This window comes from Pseudocitrobacter faecalis (assembly GCF_965231525.1).
Taxonomy (GTDB): Bacteria; Pseudomonadota; Gammaproteobacteria; order Enterobacterales; family Enterobacteriaceae; genus Pseudocitrobacter; species Pseudocitrobacter faecalis.
In genome coordinates this window covers 4,592,153-4,614,783 of sequence record NZ_CBDDNJ010000002.1, presented here as the reverse complement: position 1 = coordinate 4,614,783, position 22,631 = coordinate 4,592,153, and the positions used below count along the sequence as shown (strand labels likewise).

The 22,631-nt window shown below is 54.4% G+C and carries 23 protein-coding genes; 14 read left to right on the top strand and 9 right to left on the bottom strand.

What is annotated here, in order from left to right:
* Nucleotides 1–2: 2 nt before the first annotated feature.
* Complete coding sequence (gene mtlD, locus ACOXYR_RS22260; RefSeq protein WP_113858329.1) at nucleotides 3–1,151, top strand: mannitol-1-phosphate 5-dehydrogenase; 1,149 nt, start codon at nucleotides 3–5, stop codon at nucleotides 1,149–1,151.
* Nucleotides 1,148–1,738, top strand: coding sequence for a mannitol operon repressor MtlR (gene mtlR, locus ACOXYR_RS22255; RefSeq protein WP_108476505.1), 591 nt, complete (start codon nucleotides 1,148–1,150; stop codon nucleotides 1,736–1,738). Before mtlD ends, mtlR begins: the two co-directional genes overlap by 4 nt.
* A gap of 5 nt (nucleotides 1,739–1,743) precedes the next feature.
* On the opposite strand, the gene ACOXYR_RS22250 is transcribed toward mtlR, so the two are convergent.
* Nucleotides 1,744–1,959: a hypothetical protein gene (locus ACOXYR_RS22250; protein ID WP_094311752.1), complete on the bottom strand. Its 216-nt coding sequence runs from the start codon at nucleotides 1,957–1,959 to the stop codon at nucleotides 1,744–1,746.
* Nucleotides 1,960–2,230: 271 nt separating this feature from the next.
* Here ACOXYR_RS22250 and ACOXYR_RS22245 point away from each other — a divergent pair, with 271 nt between their 5' ends.
* The 5 genes from ACOXYR_RS22245 to trmL all read left to right on the top strand — a co-directional run bounded on the left by ACOXYR_RS22245 (nucleotide 2,231) and on the right by trmL (nucleotide 7,244).
* Nucleotides 2,231–2,593, top strand: a complete 363-nt coding sequence (locus ACOXYR_RS22245; protein WP_108476506.1) for a YibL family ribosome-associated protein — start codon at nucleotides 2,231–2,233, stop codon at nucleotides 2,591–2,593.
* Between the two features lie 326 nt (nucleotides 2,594–2,919).
* On the top strand, nucleotides 2,920–4,575 hold the full coding sequence (gene lldP, locus ACOXYR_RS22240; protein WP_108476507.1) for an L-lactate permease: 1,656 nt from the start codon (nucleotides 2,920–2,922) through the stop codon (nucleotides 4,573–4,575).
* On the top strand, nucleotides 4,572–5,348 hold the full coding sequence (gene lldR, locus ACOXYR_RS22235) for a transcriptional regulator LldR (RefSeq protein WP_108476508.1): 777 nt from the start codon (nucleotides 4,572–4,574) through the stop codon (nucleotides 5,346–5,348). The genes lldP and lldR overlap by 4 nt, the downstream gene beginning before the upstream one ends.
* Complete coding sequence (gene lldD, locus ACOXYR_RS22230) at nucleotides 5,345–6,535, top strand: quinone-dependent L-lactate dehydrogenase (RefSeq protein WP_108476509.1); 1,191 nt, start codon at nucleotides 5,345–5,347, stop codon at nucleotides 6,533–6,535. Before lldR ends, lldD begins: the two co-directional genes overlap by 4 nt.
* 235 nt (nucleotides 6,536–6,770) lie before the next feature.
* Nucleotides 6,771–7,244 carry a tRNA (uridine(34)/cytosine(34)/5-carboxymethylaminomethyluridine(34)-2'-O)-methyltransferase TrmL gene (trmL, locus tag ACOXYR_RS22225; RefSeq protein WP_108476510.1) on the top strand — a complete coding sequence of 158 codons (474 nt, stop codon included), beginning with the start codon at nucleotides 6,771–6,773 and terminating at the stop codon, nucleotides 7,242–7,244.
* A gap of 1 nt (nucleotide 7,245) precedes the next feature.
* On the opposite strand, the gene cysE is transcribed toward trmL, so the two are convergent.
* The 5 genes from cysE to ACOXYR_RS22200 all read right to left on the bottom strand — a co-directional run bounded on the left by cysE (nucleotide 7,246) and on the right by ACOXYR_RS22200 (nucleotide 10,412).
* Complete coding sequence (gene cysE, locus ACOXYR_RS22220) at nucleotides 7,246–8,067, bottom strand: serine O-acetyltransferase (protein ID WP_015962494.1); 822 nt, start codon at nucleotides 8,065–8,067, stop codon at nucleotides 7,246–7,248.
* A 79-nt stretch (nucleotides 8,068–8,146) separates the two neighbouring features.
* A complete protein-coding gene (gene gpsA / locus ACOXYR_RS22215; protein WP_113858326.1) occupies nucleotides 8,147–9,166 on the bottom strand; it encodes an NAD(P)H-dependent glycerol-3-phosphate dehydrogenase in 1,020 nt (339 codons plus the stop codon).
* Entirely contained in the window at nucleotides 9,166–9,633 is a 468-nt protein-coding gene (gene secB, locus ACOXYR_RS22210; RefSeq protein ID WP_041686358.1) for a protein-export chaperone SecB, read from the bottom strand. Before secB ends, gpsA begins: the two co-directional genes overlap by 1 nt.
* A gap of 87 nt (nucleotides 9,634–9,720) precedes the next feature.
* Nucleotides 9,721–9,969: a glutaredoxin 3 gene (grxC, locus tag ACOXYR_RS22205; protein WP_108476512.1), complete on the bottom strand. Its 249-nt coding sequence runs from the start codon at nucleotides 9,967–9,969 to the stop codon at nucleotides 9,721–9,723.
* 11 nt (nucleotides 9,970–9,980) lie between these two features.
* Nucleotides 9,981–10,412 (bottom strand): rhodanese-like domain-containing protein, encoded by a 432-nt coding sequence (locus ACOXYR_RS22200; RefSeq protein WP_108476513.1) that lies wholly within the window; start codon nucleotides 10,410–10,412, stop codon nucleotides 9,981–9,983.
* A gap of 250 nt (nucleotides 10,413–10,662) precedes the next feature.
* Between ACOXYR_RS22200 and gpmM the strand changes: the two genes are divergently transcribed.
* The 3 genes from gpmM to ACOXYR_RS22185 are packed head-to-tail and all read left to right on the top strand — an operon-like array spanning nucleotide 10,663 to nucleotide 14,426.
* Nucleotides 10,663–12,210, top strand: a complete 1,548-nt coding sequence (gpmM, locus tag ACOXYR_RS22195) for a 2,3-bisphosphoglycerate-independent phosphoglycerate mutase (protein ID WP_421355886.1) — start codon at nucleotides 10,663–10,665, stop codon at nucleotides 12,208–12,210.
* 9 nt (nucleotides 12,211–12,219) lie between these two features.
* Entirely contained in the window at nucleotides 12,220–13,491 is a 1,272-nt protein-coding gene (envC, locus tag ACOXYR_RS22190) for a murein hydrolase activator EnvC (protein WP_421355887.1), read from the top strand.
* Nucleotides 13,492–13,493: 2 nt separating this feature from the next.
* Nucleotides 13,494–14,426 carry a divergent polysaccharide deacetylase family protein gene (locus tag ACOXYR_RS22185; protein ID WP_421355888.1) on the top strand — a complete coding sequence of 311 codons (933 nt, stop codon included), beginning with the start codon at nucleotides 13,494–13,496 and terminating at the stop codon, nucleotides 14,424–14,426.
* Nucleotides 14,427–14,482: 56 nt separating this feature from the next.
* On the opposite strand, the gene ACOXYR_RS22180 is transcribed toward ACOXYR_RS22185, so the two are convergent.
* From ACOXYR_RS22180 to kbl, 3 genes are all read right to left on the bottom strand, one after another.
* Complete coding sequence (locus ACOXYR_RS22180; RefSeq protein WP_421355903.1) at nucleotides 14,483–15,514, bottom strand: glycosyltransferase; 1,032 nt, start codon at nucleotides 15,512–15,514, stop codon at nucleotides 14,483–14,485.
* 284 nt (nucleotides 15,515–15,798) lie between these two features.
* Complete coding sequence (tdh, locus tag ACOXYR_RS22175; protein WP_108476518.1) at nucleotides 15,799–16,824, bottom strand: L-threonine 3-dehydrogenase; 1,026 nt, start codon at nucleotides 16,822–16,824, stop codon at nucleotides 15,799–15,801.
* A 9-nt stretch (nucleotides 16,825–16,833) separates the two neighbouring features.
* Nucleotides 16,834–18,030, bottom strand: coding sequence for a glycine C-acetyltransferase (gene kbl / locus ACOXYR_RS22170; protein WP_113858322.1), 1,197 nt, complete (start codon nucleotides 18,028–18,030; stop codon nucleotides 16,834–16,836).
* A 216-nt stretch (nucleotides 18,031–18,246) separates the two neighbouring features.
* Here kbl and rfaD point away from each other — a divergent pair, with 216 nt between their 5' ends.
* The 4 genes from rfaD to ACOXYR_RS22150 all read left to right on the top strand — a co-directional run bounded on the left by rfaD (nucleotide 18,247) and on the right by ACOXYR_RS22150 (nucleotide 22,597).
* Nucleotides 18,247–19,197 carry an ADP-glyceromanno-heptose 6-epimerase gene (rfaD, locus tag ACOXYR_RS22165; protein ID WP_113858321.1) on the top strand — a complete coding sequence of 317 codons (951 nt, stop codon included), beginning with the start codon at nucleotides 18,247–18,249 and terminating at the stop codon, nucleotides 19,195–19,197.
* A gap of 109 nt (nucleotides 19,198–19,306) precedes the next feature.
* The gene (rfaF, locus tag ACOXYR_RS22160; RefSeq protein ID WP_421355889.1) at nucleotides 19,307–20,353 is read left to right on the top strand and encodes an ADP-heptose--LPS heptosyltransferase RfaF; all 1,047 of its coding nucleotides are present in this window, start codon (nucleotides 19,307–19,309) and stop codon (nucleotides 20,351–20,353) included.
* 3 nt (nucleotides 20,354–20,356) lie between these two features.
* Nucleotides 20,357–21,313: a lipopolysaccharide heptosyltransferase RfaC gene (gene rfaC, locus ACOXYR_RS22155; RefSeq protein ID WP_350436553.1), complete on the top strand. Its 957-nt coding sequence runs from the start codon at nucleotides 20,357–20,359 to the stop codon at nucleotides 21,311–21,313.
* Nucleotides 21,314–21,451: 138 nt separating this feature from the next.
* On the top strand, nucleotides 21,452–22,597 hold the full coding sequence (locus ACOXYR_RS22150; protein ID WP_421355890.1) for an O-antigen ligase family protein: 1,146 nt from the start codon (nucleotides 21,452–21,454) through the stop codon (nucleotides 22,595–22,597).
* The last annotated feature ends 34 nt before the right edge of the window (nucleotides 22,598–22,631 follow it).

The following is a 22,631-nucleotide window of genomic DNA, read 5'->3' as shown; positions in this document are numbered from 1 at the left end:
CTATGAAAGCATTACATTTTGGCGCAGGTAATATTGGACGTGGCTTTATCGGCAAACTGTTGGCCGACGCAGGCATTACATTGACGTTCGCCGATGTAAACCAGGTCGTTCTGGATGCCCTGAATGCCCGTCATAGCTATCAGGTTCACGTTGTGGGTGAAAATGAGCAGGTTGATACCGTTTCTGGCGTTAACGCGGTCAGCAGCATTGGTGACGACGTTATCGACCTGATTGCCCAGGTTGACCTAATTACCACCGCCGTGGGCCCGGTTGTACTTGAACGGATTGCACCGGCTATCGCCAAAGGTCTCGCGAAACGCAAAGCGCAGGGCGTCAATACCCCGCTGAACATTATTGCCTGTGAAAACATGGTGCGCGGCACCAGCCAGTTGAAAGGCCACGTAATGGCCGCCGTTGCCGAAGACGAAAAAGCCTGGGTGGAAGCGAACGTCGGTTTCGTGGATTCCGCCGTTGACCGTATCGTGCCGCCGTCTGCCTCTGCAACCAATGACCCGCTGGAAGTGACCGTTGAAACCTTCAGCGAGTGGATCGTCGATAAAACCCAGTTCAAAGGCACGCTGCCGAACATTCCGGGCATGGAATTAACCGATAACCTGATGGCATTTGTCGAACGTAAACTCTTCACGCTGAACACAGGTCATGCTATAACCGCCTACCTCGGCAAAATGACCGGGCATCAAACTATCCGCGACGCGATTCTCGATGAGAAAATCCGCGCGGTAGTAAAAGGCGCGATGGAAGAGAGCGGCGCGGTGCTGATCAAACGCTACGGTTTTGATGCGCAAAAACATGCCGCATACATTCAGAAAATCCTCGGTCGTTTTGAAAACCCGTATCTGAAAGATGACGTTGAGCGTGTAGGCCGTCAGCCGCTGCGTAAACTGAGCGCGGGCGACCGTCTGATTAAACCGCTGCTGGGCACGCTGGAGTACGGTTTGCCGCACGTTAACCTGGTGAAAGGTATCGCCGCAGCGATGCATTTCCGCAGTGAAGACGATCCGCAGGCGCAGGAACTGGCCGCGCTGATTGATGAAAAAGGCCCGCAGGCCGCGCTGGCGCAGATCTCTGGTCTGGACGCAAACAGCGACGTGGTGAAAGCCGCCGTCGCCCTCTATAACGCCAGCAAATGATGCAAGACCCGGCGCAGGCTATCCTGCGCCTGAATACTAGATTGTCAGATATGCAGGCAATAATGGAAGAAACACAGGCTTTTGAAAACCGTGTGCTTGAGCGTCTGAATGCTGGCAAAACCGTCAGAAGCTTCTTGATTGCCGCCGTCGAGCTACTGACCGAGGCGGTCAATATTCTGGTGCTTCAGGTGTTCCGCAAAGACGATTATGCGGTGAAATACGCCGTCGAACCGCTGCTGGACGGTAGCGGCCCGCTGGGCGATCTTTCGGTCCGGCTCAAGCTTATCTATGGGCTGGGCGTGATTAGCCGTCATGAGTATGAAGATGCGGAGCTGCTGATGGCACTGCGTGAAGAGCTGAACCATGACGGCAGCGAATATGCCTTCACGGATGATGAAATTCTTGGGCCGCTGGGTGAGCTGCACTGCGTCTCTGCCCTGCCGCCCGCGCCGCTTTTTGACGATAGCGATGCCGACCTGCTGGCAATGCAAAAACAGCGCTATCAACAGGTCGTTCGCTCAACGATGGTACTTTCTCTGACCGAGCTGATTTCCCGAATCAGCTTGAAAAAAGCCTTTCAGAAATAACACCGTCAAACTTCTTTCGCCTGGTTTTCGACCGGCTGATAAAGTTTGCGGTAGTGTTCTAATCGCTCCAGAAACATCGCCGCTTTCTCTTCCGGGATCTCTTCCGGTACGTGACTCAGGCGAGGTGATTTCTTCAGATACTCCATAAATGCCTGACTGGACGCCATAAAATCGACGGCTTTGTCGATGACTAGTGGTACGTTTTCGCCAAGTTTGCCCATAACGTAGTCCTCCTCATGATTCCTCTCTTCAGAATGGACAATTAAGGGCGATCCGTTTGAGGAAAATGTGCGGATTCTCGTGACGGCATGCTAAAAAAGAGATCTGCATAACCATTTCTCTTAAATTACAATAAATTCATGGGATTACTAATAATACGCTGGTAAATAAGTACAGATGTAATAAGACTATTTTATATAATTCGCTATCGGTTATGATCGCTGTCGCGCATACTATGCGCTATTACGTCATTTTTTTATCAGATATCCGCAAATGAAAGAAATCGAAAAAAACGAAATCAAACGCCTGAGCGACCGTCTGGACGCGATCCGTCATCAACAGGCTGAACTGTCGCTGGTTGAAGGCGCCGAGAAATACGCCGAGCTGGAAACCGAAAAAGAGAAGCTGGAAGTTGAAATCGCGCGTCTGCGCGAAGTGCACAGCCAGAAACTGAGCAAAGAAGCGCAGAAACTGATGAAGATGCCTTTCCAGCGTGCCATCACCAAAAAAGAGCAGGCCGACATGGGCAAGCTGAAGAAAAGCGTGCGTGGGCTGGTCGTGGTTCACCCCATGACCGCGTTGGGTCGCGAGATGGGTCTCGAAGTGATGACCGGTTACGCCAAAACTGCGTTCTGATCGATACAGATGATATCCGGTGGTGCTTCGCTTACCGTGCCTGGCTGACAGGTCATTACCGTTGGCCGGATAAGCGTAGCGCCATCCGGCAATTCTTTTCTCCTCACCCAATTGGCCCAACCAATTCTGTTATTTCCTTCCAGTGGTTCACAATCTCGCTATTTATTCATACAATATCGTTGCTAGAACATAACAATTAGTTAACCATTCATTGTCATTATCCCTACACCATCATATTGGAAGGGCCACTTTTACATAAACTGTGATGCCGAGATGAGCGCAGACTCACCGCAAAGCAGGGTATTGGCCCCCAGGAGACCTGCACAATGAGCCTCTGGCAACAAAACTATGACCCGGCCAATAACATCTGGTTGTCGAGCCTGATAGCATCGCTACCGATCCTCTTTTTCTTCTTCGCGCTGATTAAGCTCAAGCTGAAAGGCTATATCGCCGCCAGTTGGACCGTCGCCATCGCGCTCGCCGTCGCCCTGCTGTTCTACAAAATGCCGGTGGATAACGCGCTGGCGTCGGTGGTCTACGGCTTCTTCTATGGCCTGTGGCCGATTGCATGGATTATTATCGCCGCCGTTTTCGTCTACAAAATTTCGGTGAAAACCGGGCAGTTCGACATCATCCGATCATCAATACTGTCCATTACACCCGACCAACGTTTGCAGATGCTGATCGTCGGTTTCTCCTTCGGTGCCTTCCTGGAAGGCGCGGCTGGGTTTGGCGCACCGGTGGCGATTACCGCCGCGCTGCTGGTTGGCTTAGGCTTTAACCCGCTGTATGCCGCGGGCCTGTGCCTGATCGTTAACACGGCACCAGTAGCCTTTGGCGCGATGGGCATTCCAATTCTGGTCGCCGGACAGGTCACCGGCCTGGATAGTTTTGAAATCGGCCAGATGGTAGGCCGTCAGCTTCCGTTCCTGACCATTATCGTGCTGTTCTGGATCATGGCGATTATGGACGGCTGGCGTGGGATTAAAGAGACCTGGCCTGCGGTAATGGTTGCTGGCGGTTCGTTTGCGATTGCTCAGTACCTCAGCTCTAACTTTATTGGCCCGGAACTGCCGGACATTATCTCTTCGCTGGTTTCTCTGGTCTGCCTGACGCTGTTCCTGAAACGCTGGCAGCCGGTACGTATTTTCCGTTTTGGCGATATGGGCGCGTCCCAGGTTGACCAGACGCTGGCGCGCACCAACTATACCGCCGGGCAGATTGTTCGCGCCTGGTCGCCGTTCCTGTTCCTGACCGCCACCGTTACGCTGTGGAGTATTCCGCCGTTTAAAGCGCTTTTCGCGCCGGGCGGTGCAATGTATGAATTCGTGATTAATATTCCGGTTCCGTACCTCGACAAGCTGGTTGCCCGTATGCCACCGGTGGTAAGCGAAGCCACGGCCTACGCGGCGGTCTATAAATTCGACTGGCTGTCGGCTACGGGTACAGCGATTCTGTTCGCAGCACTGCTGTCTATTGTCTGGCTGCGCATGAAGCCGAAAGACGCTATCAGCACTTTCGGTACCACGCTCAAAGAACTGGCGCTGCCGATTTACTCCATCGGGATGGTGCTGGCGTTCGCGTTTATCTCGAACTACTCCGGACTGTCATCGACGCTGGCGCTGGCATTAGCGCATACCGGTCATGCGTTTACCTTCTTCTCACCGTTCCTCGGCTGGCTGGGCGTATTCCTGACCGGTTCAGATACCTCATCAAACGCGCTGTTTGCCGCATTGCAAGCCACCGCTGCACAGCAGATTGGCGTCTCTGACGTGCTGCTGGTTGCCGCCAACACCACCGGCGGCGTGACCGGCAAGATGATTTCGCCGCAGTCTATCGCCATCGCCTGTGCGGCGGTGGGTCTGGTGGGCAAAGAGTCGGATCTGTTCCGCTTTACCGTGAAACACAGCCTGATATTCACCTGCATGGTGGGCGTAATTACCACGCTTCAGGCCTATGTCTTAACCTGGATGATCCCATGATAGTGATGCCCAGACGCCTGTCCGACGAGATTGCCTCTCGCGTACGGGCGCTGATTGAAGAACAACAGCTGGAAGCGGGCATGAAGTTGCCCGCCGAACGCCAGTTAGCCGCTCAGCTTGGCGTGTCGCGCAATTCCCTGCGAGAAGCGCTGGCGACGCTGGTCAGTGAAGGCGTGCTGCTCAGCCGTCGCGGCGGCGGCACGTTTGTGCGCTGGCCACATGAAGCGTGGTCAGAGCAAAATATCGTTCAGCCGCTGAAAACGCTGCTGGCCGATGACCCGGATTACAGCTTCGACATTCTGGAAGCGCGCCACGCCATTGAAGGCAGCACCGCCTGGCACGCCGCCATGCGCGCAACGGAGGCCGACAAAGAGAAAATCACCCTCTGCTTTGAAGCAACACTCAGTGAAGACCCGGATCTCGCCTCGCAGGCCGATGTCCGTTTTCATCTGGCCATTGCCGAAGCCTCACATAACGTCGTGCTGCTGCAAACCATGCGAGGTTTCTTCGATTTGCTGCAATCCTCAGTGAAGCAAAGCCGCCAGCGCATGTATCTGGTACCACCGGTCTTTGCCCGCCTGACCGAACAACATCAGGCCATTCTCGATGCCATTGTGGCCGGTGACGCCGAAGGTGCGCGCCAGGCGATGATGGCCCATTTAGGTTTCGTCCACACCACCATTAAACGTTTTGATGAAGATCTGGCTCGCCAGGCACGCATCACCCGCCTGCCCGACGACCACGCTGAAAATTCCAGGGAGAAAAAAGCATGATTATTTCAGCCGCGAGTGACTACCGTGCCGCCGCCGAGCGCATTCTGCCGCCGTTCCTGTTCCACTACATCGATGGCGGCGCGTATGCGGAATACACCCTGCGCCGCAACGTGGAAGATTTATCTCAGGTGGCACTGCGCCAGCGTGTGCTGAAGAACATGGCCGATCTCAGCCTGGAAACCACGCTGTTTAAGGAAAAGCTCTCCATGCCGGTCGCCCTTGCGCCGGTTGGCCTGTGCGGTATGTATGCCCGTCGCGGCGAAGTGCAGGCCGCGGCGGCGGCCGATGCTCACGGTATCCCGTTTACGCTCTCGACCGTCTCCGTCTGCCCCATAGAAGAGGTCGCGCCAACCATCAAACGCCCGATGTGGTTCCAGCTGTACGTGCTGCGCGACCGGGGTTTTATGCGTAATGCGCTGGAACGCGCAAAAGCGGCGGGTTGCTCCACGCTGGTCTTTACGGTTGATATGCCGACACCGGGCGCGCGTTACCGTGATGCCCATTCTGGCATGAGCGGCCCAAATGCCGCGATGCGTCGCTACTGGCAGGCGGTCACGCATCCGCAATGGGCGTGGGATGTCGGCCTGAACGGTCGTCCGCACGATCTGGGTAATATCTCCGCCTACCTCGGCAAACCAACCGGACTGGAAGATTACATCGGCTGGCTGGCGAACAACTTCGATCCGTCGATTTCGTGGAAAGACCTGGAGTGGATCCGTGAATTCTGGGATGGCCCGATGGTGATCAAAGGGATCCTCGATCCGGAAGATGCGCGCGATGCGGTGCGCTTTGGCGCGGACGGCATTGTGGTCTCCAACCACGGTGGTCGACAGCTGGATGGCGTGCTTTCTTCTGCCCGCGCGCTGCCGGCAATTGCCGATGCGGTGAAAGGCGATATCGCGATTCTGGCTGACAGCGGTATTCGCAACGGGCTGGATGTGGTGCGCATGATTGCGCTGGGCGCAGATACCGTTCTGCTGGGCCGTGCGTATCTTTATGCGTTGGCAACGGCGGGTCAGGCGGGCGTGGCGAATCTGCTTAGCCTGATTGAAAAAGAGATGAAGGTGGCGATGACGCTGACCGGCGCGAAAACGATTGGTGAAATCAGCCGCGATTCACTGGTGCAGGAGCTGGGTAAAACCTTGCCAGCAGCACTGGCCCCGCTGGCGAAGGGGAATGCGGCGTAGGAGGCTTACCCCTCACCCCGGCCCTCTCCCACAGGGAGAGGGAGAAAACCCACACCGTGCACGATTTGTCCCCTCTCCCTCAGGGAGAAAACCCTCACCATGCACGACCTGTCCCCTCTCCCTCAGGGAGAAAACCCTCACCATGCACGACCTGTCCCCTCTCCCTCAGGGAGAGGGTTAGGGTGAGGGTGACGTTATTTTCTGCTATCCTGCCCACCGCATTTAAGGGGGCAGCATGCTTAACATCGTTTTATTCGAACCAGAAATCCCGCCAAATACTGGCAATATCATCCGCCTTTGCGCCAACACGGGCTTTCGTCTGCACATCATCGAACCGATGGGGTTTACCTGGGACGATAAGCGTCTGCGCCGCGCGGGACTGGATTATCACGAATTTACTGCCGTCACGCGTTATCAAAACTACGACGCGTTTTTTGAGGCAGAGAAACCCCAGCGACTGTTTGCTCTGACTACCAAAGGCACGCCCGCGCACAGTGCGGTGAGCTACCAGGATGGCGACTATCTGATGTTTGGCCCGGAAACGCGCGGCCTGCCAGCGTCTATTCTGGATGCCCTGCCGCCGGAACAAAAAATTCGTATTCCGATGATGCCGGACAGCCGCAGCATGAACCTGTCAAATGCGGTGTCGGTGGTGGTGTATGAAGCGTGGCGCCAGCTGGGATATCCGGGCGCCATTTTACGAAGTTAAATTAAATCCCGTCGCCATACTCAAACGTATGGTGAATGCCGTTGAAGTGTTGATCCATATCCATCGACGGCTTATCGCTGTCTGGCTTGCCGACAATACGTGCCGGTACGCCAGCAGCGGTCGTGTGCGGCGGCACGGGTTGCAGAACCACAGAGCCTGCACCAATTTTCGCGCCGCGTCCGACTTCAATATTACCGAGGATTTTCGCGCCCGCGCCAATCATCACGCCTTCGCGGATTTTCGGGTGACGATCGCCGCTGGTTTTACCGGTACCCCCCAGGGTGACCGATTGCAGAATCGAGACGTCGTTCTCAATCACCGCCGTTTCACCCACGACGATGCCGGTGGCGTGGTCGAGCATGATGCCACGGCCAATTTTCGCGGCCGGGTGGATGTCAACCTGGAACGTCACAGAGACCTGATTTTGCAGGAAGATTGCCAGCGCACGTCGCCCCTGCAACCACAGCCAGTGGCCGATACGGTAAGCCTGCAATGCGTGAAAGCCTTTCAGGTAAAGCAGCGGCGTGGAGTATTTATCTACCGCCGGGTCACGCGTGCGCACCGCCTGAATGTCACAGGCTGCAGACGCGATCATTTCCGGGTCAGCCGCGTAGGCTTCTTCCACCACTTCGCGAATGGCGATGGCAGGCATAATCGGTGATGCCAGCTTGTTAGCTAACATGTAGCTAAGAGCGCTGCCGAGATTTTCATGCTTGAGTAGCGTCGCGTGATAAAAGCTGGCCAGCATCGGCTCACAATCGGCCAGTGCCCGGGCTTCGGCTTTAATGTTGTTCCAGACAATCTCCAGTTCTTCACACGACATTGCTTACTCCAGACGATAATGAATGACCGGCCAGTTCTGTGCCAGCCGGGTCATTTGAGGTGACAAAGGTTTCCTGTATTTACTTGCCGCTGCGTTCGTCCTTGCGAGCACGACCCAATAACGTCAATGCTGCCTCGCGCGCGCTTTTTCCGCAATACAATACCTGATAAATTTCCTCGGTTATTGGCATTTCGACACCCACACGGTGTGCCAATTCGCGAACTTCCTTAGTATTACGGTAACCTTCGACCACCTGGCCGATTTTATCCTGCGCATCCTGAACGTCTGCACCTTGCCCCAGCGCCATGCCGAAACGACGGTTACGCGACTGGTTGTCGGTACAGGTCAGCACCAGATCGCCTAACCCGGCCATTCCCATAAAGGTGACCGGATCAGCGCCCAGCGCCGCGCCCAGACGTGACATTTCCGTCAGGCCACGGGTGATCAGCGCCGTACGGGCATTCGCGCCAAAACCGATGCCGTCCGAGATCCCCGCGCCAATAGCGATGACGTTTTTCACCGCCCCGCCCAGCTGCACACCGATAAAATCAGGGTTGCTGTAAACGCGGAAACTTTTGCCACAGTGCAGCAGTTGCTGCAGGTCGTCGGCAAATACCGGGTCGGTTGATGCCAAAGAAATTGCAGTCGGCAAGCCTGCTGCCAGTTCTTTCGCAAACGTTGGGCCGGAGATCACCGCCAGCGGAATATCATCGCCAAGGGCTTCTCGCGCCACGTCCTGCAACAGACGCCCCGTTTCCGCTTCCAGCCCTTTCGTCGCCCACACCACGCGCGCATCACTGCGCATCAGCGGTTTCATCTGACGCAGTACCTGCCCGAATACATGGCTTGGCACAACGACCAGAATATTGCGGCTGGCGGCCAGCGCCGTCGCGAGATCGCTTTCGAGATGCAGAGAATCCGGGAAGGGAACATCGGGAAGAAACGCCACGTTGCAGCGGTCACGCTGTAACGTCGCGATATGTTCGGGGTCGTGGCCCCAGAGTACGACCTGGTGGCCGTTTCTTGCCAGCGTGATGGCAAGAGCGGTGCCGTACGAGCCGGCACCGATCACAGTCATTGAAGCATTAAGTGCGTTCATCAGGCATCCTGATGTTGTTCTGCACCTTCACCGGACTGCTGCTGCAAGTAGTTCATGAACAGCGCATCAAAGTTAACCGGCGCAAGGTTCAGCTGCGGGAAAGTCCCACGGGAAACCAGACTGGTGATGCATTCACGCGCATACGGGAACAGGATATTCGGGCAGTAAGCACCCAGGCAGTGCGCCATCTGAGTACCTTCGATACCTTCGATGGAGAAAATACCACCCTGCTGAACTTCACACAGGAAGCCCGTTTCTTCGCCCAGCGTCGCCGTTACGGTGACACGCAGCACCACTTCAAACACGCCTTCCGCCAGTTGGTTGGAAGCCGTATCAAGATCAAGTTTAACCTCTGGTTGCCAATCTTTCTGGAAAACGTGCGGTGCATTTGGCGCTTCGAAAGATACGTCCTTGGTGTAGATACGCTGGATCTGGAAATTCATTTCGGTGTTGTTTTGCTCAGACATGTGTAAAAACCCTTTCGTGTTGTCCTTAAAATACGCGTTATTCTTCAAGCCGATACGTGTCGGCATGACGCTCACGCAAATGCGTTATCACAGCAGGGGATCAAGTCCACCACGTGCATCAAGCGCATACAAGTCATCACAGCCGCCAATGTGCTGTGCATCAATAAAAATCTGCGGAACCGTCGTGCGGCCACTGCGCTTAATCATCTCTTCGCGTTTTTCCGCGTCGCCATCGATCGGCAGCTCATGGAAGGTAACGCCTTTGCTGCTCAGCAATGCTTTCGCGCGATGGCAAAACGGGCAGGTCGCTTTGGTATAGATTTCGATAGTAGCCATGACAATTCTCCTTACTTACCGCGAACTAAAGGAAGATTTTCGCCGCTCCAGCCTGCAATACCTTCTTTCAGCACATAAACCTGTTCAAAACCCGCTTTAATCAGCGCGTTTGCGGATTCCTGTGCCTGCATGCCAGAACCGTCGGTGACGATCACCGGCTTATTCTTGTGCTTGTCTAGCTCACCCACGTTGTTGGCTTTCACTTCCGCCGGCAGCAGGTTGATGGAGCCTGCGATGTGGCCTTTACGGAAATCATCGCGCTGACGCAGGTCGACAACCACCGCGTCTTCTTTGTTGATAAGACGCGTAGCTTCACCACGGGTAATCACTTTAACTTTAGACGCCAGGCCTTTAAACGTGGTGAACAATACAGCCACCAGTAAGGCGATCCATGCGATGCTCAGCACAGGGTGACGGCTAACAAATTGCATAATTTCTTGCATGGGGGGTAACGACTCCCGACTTAATGATTAAAAAACCAGGGAAGGAGTATACCTGTGCAGTGGAGCAAATACAGCCAGGCCGCGCGATGTAATCTATTTTCTGCGGCGTACTCCGGAAAAAATGCCACAAAAGCGCCCTTTCATTGCTTAATCCTTCCCCTTTTTTTGATCTTCAGTGGCTGTTTGATCGATTCAGCTGTAGTAAAATTACGCAAAATTTTTTATCTCCTTCGAGCATGAGGTTGTCGCAATGTCGGTTTCTAAAAAACCTATGGTACTGGTAATCCTTGATGGCTACGGTTATCGCGAAGAACACCAGGATAACGCTATCTTCAGCGCAAAAACCCCTGTCATGGACGCCCTGTGGGCCAAACGTCCACACACTCTGATCGACGCATCCGGTCTGGAAGTTGGCCTGCCTGATCGTCAGATGGGCAACTCCGAAGTGGGTCACGTGAACCTGGGCGCGGGCCGTATCGTGTATCAGGATCTGACCCGTCTCGACGTGGAAATTAAAGATCGCGCATTCTTCGCGAACCCGGTGCTGTGCGGCGCGGTTGATAAAGCCGCGAAAGCAGGCAAAGCCGTGCACATTATGGGTCTGCTCTCTGCGGGCGGTGTTCATAGCCACGAAGATCACATTATGGCGATGGTTGAACTGGCTGCCGAACGCGGTGCGGAAAAAATCTATCTGCACGCATTCCTCGATGGCCGCGACACGCCGCCACGCAGCGCTGAAGGCTCGCTGAAAAAATTCGAAGACAAATTTGCCGCCCTGGGTAAAGGCCGCGTAGCGTCTATCATTGGCCGTTACTACGCTATGGATCGCGACAACCGTTGGGATCGCGTTGAACAAGCCTACAACCTGATGACCCTGGCCAAAGGCGAGTTCCAGTTTGACACAGCGGTAGAAGGCCTGCAGGCGGCCTACGCACGTGACGAAAACGATGAGTTCGTGAAAGCGACCGTTATCCGCGCAGCAGGCCAGGCCGATTCTGCAATGGAAGACGGCGATGCGCTGATTTTCATGAACTTCCGTGCTGACCGCGCGCGTGAAATCACCCGCGCATTCGTAAACGCTGATTTCGACGGTTTCAAACGTCAGAAAGAAGTGAAACTGGGCGACTTTATCCAGCTGACCGAATACGCAGCCGACATCAAAGCACCGTGCGCTTACCCGCCGGCGTCTCTGGCAAATACCTTCGGCGAGTGGATGGCGAAAAACGATAAAACTCAGTTGCGTATCTCCGAAACCGAGAAATACGCACACGTCACCTTCTTCTTTAACGGCGGTGTAGAAGAACCGTTCAAAGGTGAAGACCGCATTCTGATCAACTCCCCGAAAGTCGCAACCTACGATCTGCAACCGGAAATGAGCTCCGAAGAGCTGACCGAAAAACTGGTCGCGGCAATCAAGAGCGGTAAATACGACACCATCATCTGTAACTACCCGAACGGCGACATGGTCGGCCACACCGGCGTGATGGATGCGGCAATTAAAGCCGTTGAAGCGCTGGATAATTGTGTCGATCAAGTTGCGAAAGCGGTTGAATCCGTTGGCGGCCAGTTGCTTATCACCGCAGACCACGGTAACGCTGAACAGATGCGTGACCCGGCGACTGGGCAGGCGCATACAGCCCATACCAACCTGCCGGTTCCGCTGATCTACGTTGGCGAGAAAAATCTGAAAGCAGTCGACGGCGGCAAGCTTTCCGATATCGCACCAACTATGTTGGCGCTGATGGGCATGGAAATCCCGCAAGAGATGACTGGTAAGCCGCTGTTCATCGTGGAATAATCCCTCCCCATGAGGGGAAAGGCGATATTTGTACTTAAAGGGGCCGCGGTTACACTGCGGTCCATCTTATACGCCAGCGCACTCAGCGCTGGCGTATTGCTGTGCGCGTCATCTGCCCACGCCGATGACCGCTCACAGTTGCAATCAATTCAGGCCGATATTGCCGCCAAAGAGCGCGCAGTACGCCAACAGCAACAGCAACGTTCCTCTCTGCTCGCCCAGTTGAAAGCGCAGGATCAGGCCATCGCCGCCGCCGCGCGTCAGCTTCGCGAAACGCAAACCACCCTGACACAGCTTAATAAGCAAATCGACGAAATGAACGCCTCGATTGCTAAACTGGAAGCGCAGCGCGCCACCCAGGAGCGCAATCTTGCCGCCCAACTCGACGCCGCGTTCCGTCAGGGTGAACATACTGGTATTCAGCTTATTCTCAGCGGCGAAGAGAGCCAGCGCGGTCAGCGCTTACAGGCTTACTTTGGCTACCTCAATCAGGCGCGCCAGGAGACCATCGCCGAGCTGAAACAGACGCGCGAGCAGGTTACCGCGCAGAAAGCCGAGCTGGAAGAGAAACAAAGCCAGCAACAAACGTTGCTGTATGAACAAAAAGCGCAGCAGGCGAAACTTGAGCAGGCGCGCAGCGAGCGTCAGAAAACGATCGCCGGGCTGGAATCCTCTATCCAGAAAGGTCAGCAGCAGTTAAATGAACTGCGTGCTAACGAGTCTCGTTTACGTAACAGCATCGCCCGCGCCGCGGCGGCGGCCAAAGCGCGCGCCGAACGTGAAGCCCGTGAAGCCGATGCGGTTCGCAACCGTCAGAAAGAAGCCACCAGCAAAGGCAAAACGTACAAACCAACTGAAAGCGAACGCTCGCTGATGTCGCGCACGGGTGGCCTTGGCGCACCGCGTGGCCAGGCATTCTGGCCGGTTCGCGGCACCACGCTGCACCGTTACGGCGAACAGTTGCAGGGTGAGCTGCGCTGGAAAGGGATGGTTATCAGTGCCTCTGAAGGCACTGAAGTGAAAGCCATCGCCGATGGCCGTGTGATCCTCGCTGACTGGTTGCAGGGCTACGGTTTGGTCGTGGTGGTGGAACACGGGAAAGGCGATATGAGTCTTTACGGCTATAATCAGAGTGCGCTGGTCAGCGTAGGTACGCAGGTTCGCGCCGGACAGCCGATTGCGCTGGTTGGTAACAGCGGAGGTCAGGGTCGACCGTCGCTCTATTTCGAAATTCGCCGCCAGGGTCAGGCGGTCAATCCACTACCGTGGTTGGGAAGATAAGTTTGCTTCAATTTCGCAGGATCCTTCTTCTTGGCGCCCTCACCTTAGCGGCGCCTGTCTTTGCGGGGAAGCTGGCGATTGTCATTGATGATTTTGGCTATCGTCCGCATAACGAAAACCAGGTGCTGGCAATGCCGTCAGCCGTCTCCGTCGCCGTTCTCCCTAATGCGCCACATGCCCATGAAATGGCGACTAAAGCGCATAATAGCGGGCATGAAGTGCTCATCCATTTGCCAATGGCGCCGCTTAGCAAGCAGCCGCTGGAAAGAGACACCCTGCGCCCGGAAATGAGCAGTGATGAAATCGAGCGCATTATTCGCGAAGCGGTAAACAAAGTGCCGTATGCCGTGGGCTTGAACAACCACATGGGCAGCGCGATGACCTCCAGCCTGTTCGGTATGCAGAAAGTGATGCAGGCGCTGAGCCGCTATAACCTCTATTTCCTCGATAGCATGACGATTGGCAACAGCCAGGCGATGCGCGCCGCCAGCGGCACGGGCGTGAAGGTGATTAAACGCAAAGTGTTCCTCGACGATACGCAGAACGAAGCCGATATCCGCCGTCAGTTTAACCGGGCGGTTGAGCTGGCACGCCGTAATGGTTCGGCGATTGCGATTGGGCATCCACACCCGACCACAGTTCGCGTGTTACAGCAGATGCTGCCCACGTTGCCGTCCGATATCACCCTGGTACGCCCGAGCAGCCTGCTGAATGAACCGCAGGTGGATACCTCGACGCCAAACGCGACGCCACCGAAAGGCACAACACCAGACGCACCGCGTAATCCGTTCCGCGGCGTGAAGCTGTGTAAAACGAAGAAAGCACCAGAACCGGTTTACGCCACCCAGTTCTTTACCGTAATGGCGGACAGCATCAGCAACAGCAGCGTGATGCAGTACCTGCGCTTACAGTGGCAGGGTTGGGATAAGCCGTAACCTGCGAAAATGCCCGGTGGCGCTTCGCTTACCGGGCCTACAGATCTCGCTGAACATTAACGCAGGCTAAGCGCCTTACGAGCCAGCCTGCGGCTCGCCAGTCCGCGATCCTGCCAGCTGTATAACCGCACCGACCACAGCAGCACCTGATACGCCATCTTCGGGCTACGAACATTCGCCACCATCCGTTTATACATCCCGGACGCAAATATCTCGGCGATCATCATTTTACGCGTAATCACATCCCGCTCTTTACGCACCGCATGACAAACACGTAATGCTTCATAGGTTATTTGCTGATAAAACTCGGGATACATCTTAATTTTATCCGCATAATCACGATTTAATTTATCCAGCAGACGGGTAATTTTAATGTAATGACGTTGATAGGAAAGGTTTTTACGTCCGGTACGTTTTTTACGGCTCACCGAAACATCATGCAGAAAATATTTATACAAAGATTCTTCGGTATATCGCGCGCGCGTGGCGTTATACATAAATTCCGTCGACCAGAGAATATCCTGGTGATGTAATCCCGGTACAAATTTGAGATTACATTGCTTAATTAATTCATGACGATAAACGCCCATCCAGACCACGTGCGTCCAGCGGCGGCTGGCTAACGCCATACGCAGCCACTCCGGGCCGCTCATTACACCGGTTGAGCGTATACGCTCCTGCGGAATGGATTGCCAGGTTTTGCCCGTCTCGCGTTCGCACCAATCAGCATTACACTGGGCGACGTCGAGATTATCCTGCAACGCCATGGTCATCAGCGTTTCATACATTTGCGGATAGGTAATATCATCGGCATCCACAAACGCGATGTACTCACCGTGTGCCAGCTCCAGACCGCGATTTCGGGCAACCGATGCCCCGGCGTTGGCCTGGTGCACCAAACGAACCTGCGGGTAATTCTCGGCATAATACGTTGCGATATCGACAGAATTATCCGTAGAGCCGTCATTCACAATGATAATTTCCAGCGCCGTCCAGGTTTGCGCCAGCAGAGATTCCATACAGGCTTTAAATGCATCGCCTGCGTTATAAAGAGGGATAATGACACTGAGTGTCCCTGGGCTATTCATCTTTTTCATTACCTGATCACCTTAACGTGTAGGTTACGTTTTATCCTTCACACCTTAAGAATGAATTAAGGGCGAAAGATATTTCGGCGTCATTCCTTCGATCCGGCGAAGTTTATTTTTATAAACAGAAGGTAGCGTGCAGCAGAGAGATTTGTAATGAAATAAGACTAACGCCCGAATACGAAACATTTATGACAATGACAAAGCTTTACATATATCAGGCGATTTTAAGATTAGCTTCAGGAAATACGCCTCATGCCTGAAGAGACATGAGGCGATGAGCCTTAATCCCAGCTCAGAACGACTTTACCAGACTGGCCCGAACGCATCGCGTCGAAGCCTTTCTGGAAATCATCAATGCCGAAGTGGTGGGTGATAATCGGCGTTAAATCGAGACCAGACTGAATCAGCGCCGCCATCTTGTACCAGGTTTCAAACATTTCGCGGCCATAAATCCCTTTGATAAACAGCCCTTTGAAGATGACCTTAGTCCAGTCGATCGACATATCAGATGGCGGAATACCCAGCATCGCAATACGCCCGCCGTGGTTCATGGTGTCGAGCATGGTGCGGAAGGCCGCTGGCGCGCCGGACATCTCCAGACCGACATCAAACCCTTCGGTCATACCCAGTTCAGCCATCACGTCAGTCAGGTTCTCTTTCGCGACGTTTACCGCACGGGTGACGCCCATTTTACGCGCCAGGTCGAGACGGTATTCATTCACATCAGTGATAACGACATTGCGTGCGCCCACGTGTTTGGCGACCGCCGCTGCCATCACGCCAATCGGGCCTGCGCCGGACACCAGTACATCTTCACCGACCAGGTCGAATGAGAGCGCCGTGTGTACCGCGTTGCCGAACGGGTCAAAAATAGAGGCTAAATCATCGGAGATATTATCCGGGATTTTGAAGGCGTTGAACGCCGGGATCACCAGATATTCTGCAAAACAGCCTGGGCGATTCACGCCCACGCCAATGGTGTTGCGGCACAGGTGCGTGCGCCCGCCACGGCAGTTACGACAGTGACCGCAGGTGATATGGCCTTCACCGGAGACGCGATCGCCGATTTTAAAGCCTTTTACTTCCTGGCCGATGCCGACGACTTCGCCGACATACTCATGACCCACCACCATCGGCACCGGGATGGTTTTCTGCGACCATTCATCCCAGTTATAGATGTGTACATCCGTACCGCAAATCGCCGTTTTACGGATTTTAATCAGCAGATCGTTATGGCCCACGTCCGGTTTCGGCACGTCGGTCATCCAGATCCCCTCTTCCGCTTTCAGTTTCGACAACGCTTTCATCTGGCTTCCTCAGGCAATCACGCCCAGTTGTTTACCAATGCGGATAAAGGCTTCCACCGCACGTTCGATTTGTTCAGGGGAGTGTGCCGCCGACATCTGGGTGCGAATACGCGCCTGACCCTTTGGCACCACCGGATAGAAGAAACCGGTCACGTAGATCCCCTCTTTTTGCAGCAAGCGCGCAAACTCCTGCGCCACCACCGCATCGCCCAACATCACCGGGATAATCGCGTGATCGGCACCCGCCAGGGTGAAACCTGCGGCACTCATTTTTTCGCGGAACAGGCGGGCGTTAGCCCACAGGCGATCGCGCAGTTCAGCGCCGCTGGCGACCATTTCCAGCACTTTGATAGACGCAGAGACAATCGCTGGAGCCAGCGAGTTGGAGAACAGATACGGGCGGGAGCGCTGGCGCAGCCACTCAACCACTTCTTTACGCGCCGCGGTGTAACCACCGGATGCGCCGCCGAGCGCTTTGCCGAGCGTGCCGGTGATGATGTCCACGCGGCCCATTACGTCGCAATATTCGTGGGAACCACGACCGTTTTCACCGACAAAACCGACGGCGTGGGAGTCATCGACCATCACCAGCGCGTCGTACTTGTCTGCCAGATCGCAGACACCTTTCAGGTTGGCAATCACGCCGTCCATTGAGAATACGCCGTCGGTGGCGATCAGCACGTGGCGCGCCCCGGCGTCACGCGCCTCTTTCAGACGTGCTTCCAGTTCCTGCATGTCATTGTTGGCGTAGCGGAAGCGCTTCGCTTTACACAGGCGCACACCGTCAATAATGGATGCATGGTTCAGGGCGTCGGAGATAATCGCATCTTCCGGGCCGAGCAGCGTTTCAAACAGGCCGCCATTGGCATCAAAGCAGGAGGAATAGAGAATCGCGTCTTCCATACCGAGGAATTCCGCCAGTTTCTGCTCCAGCACTTTGTGGTTATCCTGGGTGCCGCAGATAAAGCGCACGGACGCCATACCAAAACCGTGGCTGTCGAGGCCTGCTTTCGCGGCGGTAATCAGCGCCGGATGGTTCGCCAGCCCAAGGTAGTTATTGGCGCAGAAGTTGATCACGTGGCTGCCATCACCCACAGTGATATCTGCCTGCTGCGCAGACGTGATAATACGTTCTTCTTTAAACAACCCTTCCGCGCGGGCGGTATCCAGGTCACCGGCTAACTGTTTGTAAAAATCACCACGCATTGCAACTCTCCAGATTCGGCAAATGTCGGCACATATTACCTAAAGCTATACGTATGTACGAGATGACGCAGCACCAGTTACATTTTTTGTAGCATAAATCACGCGTCACACGGGGCTTTGATGGCGAAAGGCTGAAGGCGGGTCGATGTGATGTTATGATAAGAGTCATTAGCGCCCTGGATTGTCCAGGGTACTCACATTTCAAAGGTTACAGTTATGATCATCGTTACCGGCGGCGCTGGCTTTATCGGCAGCAACATCGTTAAAGCGCTCAATGACAAAGGCATCACCGACATTCTGGTGGTAGATAACCTGAAAGACGGCACCAAGTTCGTAAACCTGGTCGACCTGAATATCGCCGACTACATGGATAAAGAAGATTTTCTGATCCAGATTATGGCGGGTGAAGAGTTCGGTGAAATCGAAGCGATCTTCCACGAAGGCGCCTGCTCCTCTACCACCGAGTGGGACGGCAAGTACATGATGGATAACAACTATCAGTACTCCAAAGAGCTGCTGCACTACTGCCTGGAGCGCGAAATTCCGTTCCTGTACGCCTCTTCCGCAGCCACCTACGGCGGTCGCACCAGTGACTTCATCGAATCCCGCGAATATGAGAAACCGCTGAACGTTTACGGCTACTCGAAGTTCCTGTTCGACGAATATGTCCGTCAGATCCTGCCAGAAGCGAACTCACCGATTGTCGGCTTCCGTTACTTCAACGTCTACGGCCCGCGTGAAGGTCACAAAGGCAGCATGGCGAGCGTGGCCTTCCACCTCAACACCCAGTTAAACAACGGCGAAAGCCCGAAACTGTTCGAAGGCAGCGATGGCTTCAAACGCGATTTCGTCTATGTGGGCGATGTGGCAGATGTGAACCTGTGGTTCTGGGAAAACGGTGTATCCGGCATCTACAACCTGGGTACCGGTCGCGCGGAATCCTTCCAGGCCGTAGCGGATGCTGCGCTGGCATATCACAAAAAAGGCACGCTGGAATACATTCCGTTCCCGGAAAAACTAAAAGGCCGCTATCAGGCATTTACTCAGGCTGACCTGACAAACCTGCGCGCTGCTGGCTACGACAAGCCATTCAAAACCGTCGCCGAAGGCGTGGCGGAATATATGGCCTGGTTGAACCGCGACAGCGATACCCATTCACAAAATTAATCGAGCGGTATCAAGGCGGCAACCAAGTGAATCTCCGGGAGCTTACAAAAGTAAGTGACCGGAGTGAACGCGGGCAGCCAACGCAGAGACAGCTTGAAGGATGAAGTGAATGAATATTTTGGTGATTGGCCCGTCTTGGGTAGGCGACATGATGATGTCGCAAAGTCTCTATCGCACGCTCAAGGCGCGCTATCCCCAGGCTATCATTGACGTGATGGCACCCGCGTGGTGCCGTCCGCTTTTAGCACGAATGCCGGAAGTCAACGACGCGATCCCAATGCCGCTCGGCCACGGGGCGTTAGCGCTGGGTGAACGTCGCAGACTGGGTCACAGCCTGCGTGAGCGCCGCTATGACCGTGCGTACGTGCTGCCTAATTCGTTTAAATCGGCACTGGTTCCCTTCTTTGCCGGTATTCCACTGCGGACAGGCTGGCGTGGCGAAATGCGTTACGGCCTGCTCAATGACGCCCGCGTGCTGGATAAAGACGCCTGGCCGCTGATGGTCGAGCGTTATGTGGCGCTGGCCTTTGATAAAGGCGTGATGCGCTGCGCGAAAGATTTGCCGCAGCCGCTGCTGTGGCCGCAGTTGCATGTTGCCGAAGGCGAGAAATCGCAGATGTGCAACACGTTCAACATCTCCTCTGAACGCCCGATAATTGGCTTCTGCCCTGGCGCGGAGTTCGGCCCCGCAAAGCGCTGGCCGCACTACCATTACGCTGAACTGGCGAAGCAACTGATTGACGAAGGCTATCAAATCACACTGTTTGGCTCTGCGAAAGATCATGAAGCTGGCAATGAAATTCTCGCCGCGCTGAGTACCGAACAGCAGGCATGGTGCCGCAACCTGGCCGGAGAAACGCAACTGGAACAGGCGGTCGTCCTGATTGCCGCCTGCAAAGCGATAGTCACTAACGACTCCGGTCTAATGCACGTCGCCGCGGCCCTGGATCGCCCGCTGGTCGCCCTTTACGGCCCCAGCAGCCCGGACTTCACCCCGCCGCTGTCGAACAAAGCACGCGTCATCCGCCTGATTACCGGCTACCACAAAGTGCGCAAAGGCGATGCCGCGGAAGGCTACCATCAAAGCCTGATAGACATCACGCCTGCCCGCGTGCTGGAAGAGCTAAACGCCCTGCTGCTGGACGAGGAAGCCTGACGGATGCGGGTATTGATCGTTAAAACATCTTCCATGGGTGATGTATTACATACGTTACCTGCGTTAACTGACGCTATGCAGGCATTTCCGGGCATTCGTTTTGACTGGGTGGTTGAAGAGGGGTTCGCACAGATCCCTTCGTGGCACGAAGCCGTTGAGCGCGTTATCCCGGTGGCGATTCGTCGTTGGCGCAAAGCGTGGTTCTCTGCACCGATTAAAGCCGAGCGTAAGGCTTTTCGCGAGACGCTTCAGGCCGTGAAATACGATGCCGTGATAGATGCGCAGGGGCTGGTGAAAAGTGCAGCCCTCGTCACGCGTCTGGCCCATGGCATTAAGCACGGCATGGACTGGCAAACGGCCCGCGAACCGCTGGCAAGCCTGTTCTACAACCGTCGCCATCACATCGCCAAACAGCAACACGCCGTTGAACGCACGCGCGAACTGTTTGCAAAAAGTCTGGGTTATGCAAAACCTCAGACACAGGGCGACTATGCGATTGCACGTCACTTCCTGACGCAAACCGCTGCGGAGCCTTACGTCGTATTCCTTCATGCCACCACGCGTGATGACAAACACTGGCCGGAAACGCACTGGCGAGCGTTAATTGGCTTGCTGAAAGAGAGTGGGCTAAAGGTGAAATTGCCGTGGGGCGCGCCGCACGAAGAAGCACGCGCGAAGCGATTAGCGGAAGGATTTGATTATGTGGAGGTTCTGCCGCGCCTGAGCCTGGAAGCCATCGCACATGTGCTGGCTGGCGCAAACTATGTTGTCTCGGTGGACACGGGGCTTAGCCATCTTACGGCGGCGCTGGATCGACCGAATATTACGTTGTATGGCCCAACGGATCCTGGGTTAATTGGTGGTTATGGGAAGAACCAGGTAGCGTGCTGCTCTACCGATCGTGATTTAGCGCATCTGACTGCAAACGCCGTATGGCATGAGATCTCAGCCCTTAAATAAAGGACCTGTATGTTAGCCTCTACAACCGTACCAGGCTTGAAGGGTTATACCCAAAAAACCGCTTCCATTCTGGAAATTATCACTTTTGCGCTCTGTGCTGTGACATTACTGACCGCGCTAATAAATAATAACTTAAGTATGAAGTTATTTAATATTTCCGGTGTGCTGGCCATACTCACCTTAATCATCAGAGGAAAAACGGCCTCGCTAACAGGTAAAGCCTGCATCCTTCCGGCCACAATCCTGCTGATCGGTATCGTAGATGTTATCTGGTATTCCATGTTCAAGGTGGATAACTCACCTTTTCGGGCCACGTATCACAGCTATCTGAATACCGCGAAAATATTCCTGTTCGGAACATTTATTGTTCTGCTGGCATCGACCTCAAAATTTAAAGCAAAGAAGAATGCGCTGCTTTATCTCTTTTACGCGGTGTCATTCATTATTTTTGGCTATGCCGCATGGCTTAAATTTAATGCCGGTATGGCGCGAATTGATTTCGGCATCGGCACGGCAACAGGCGCGGCCTACTCCATCATGCTAATTGGCATTATCAGCGCAATATCTATTCTCTACGTAGAGAAAAGCCATCCTCTGCTGTTCCTGCTTAATACTGCCGCCGTCTTCACCGCACTTATCTTCACGCAGACTCGCTCTGCAGTGCTGCTGTTTCCGGTTATATGTGCCATTACGCTGGTGCTCTACTTTAGTAAGGCGCCCAAAAAGCTCTTTTTATCGGTCATTACGTTCCTTGCTTTATTAGTTGTCCTGAGCTTCATCTTCAGCAAGCCGATTTCTCAACGCTATGAAAGTGCGATGCGCGATATTGAGAAATACCAGACTAAAAACAACAGCCAGTCTTCATTAGGCGCACGCCTGGCGATGTATCAGGTCGGATTTGATATTTTTGAAGATGCGCCGTTGGCCTGGCGAAGCGCTGAAGAACGTGCGCAGAGCGCGAAGGCCATAGTGGCCAAGGATAAATCACTGATGGGGATAATGCCCTACCTCAATGTACATCTACACAATGAATTCATTGAGGCAGGGTCGTTAAAAGGGCTGGCAGGAGTGTTGTCTACGCTACTGTTCTATGCCGGGTTATTCTACGCCGTCTATTACTACCGTTCGCTCGGTCTGTTTACGTTTACTCTGGCTATAATAGGCCTGGGATTAAGCGATGTACTGGTCTGGTCGCGAAGTGTGCCAATCATTATTATCTGCGGCATCACGGTGCTGCTCTTCTTCCAGAGCCAGCGAGAACTCCCCGCAAAGCTGGAATCATAAAACTATAAAAAAAGTGAGCCATTAAGGCTCACTT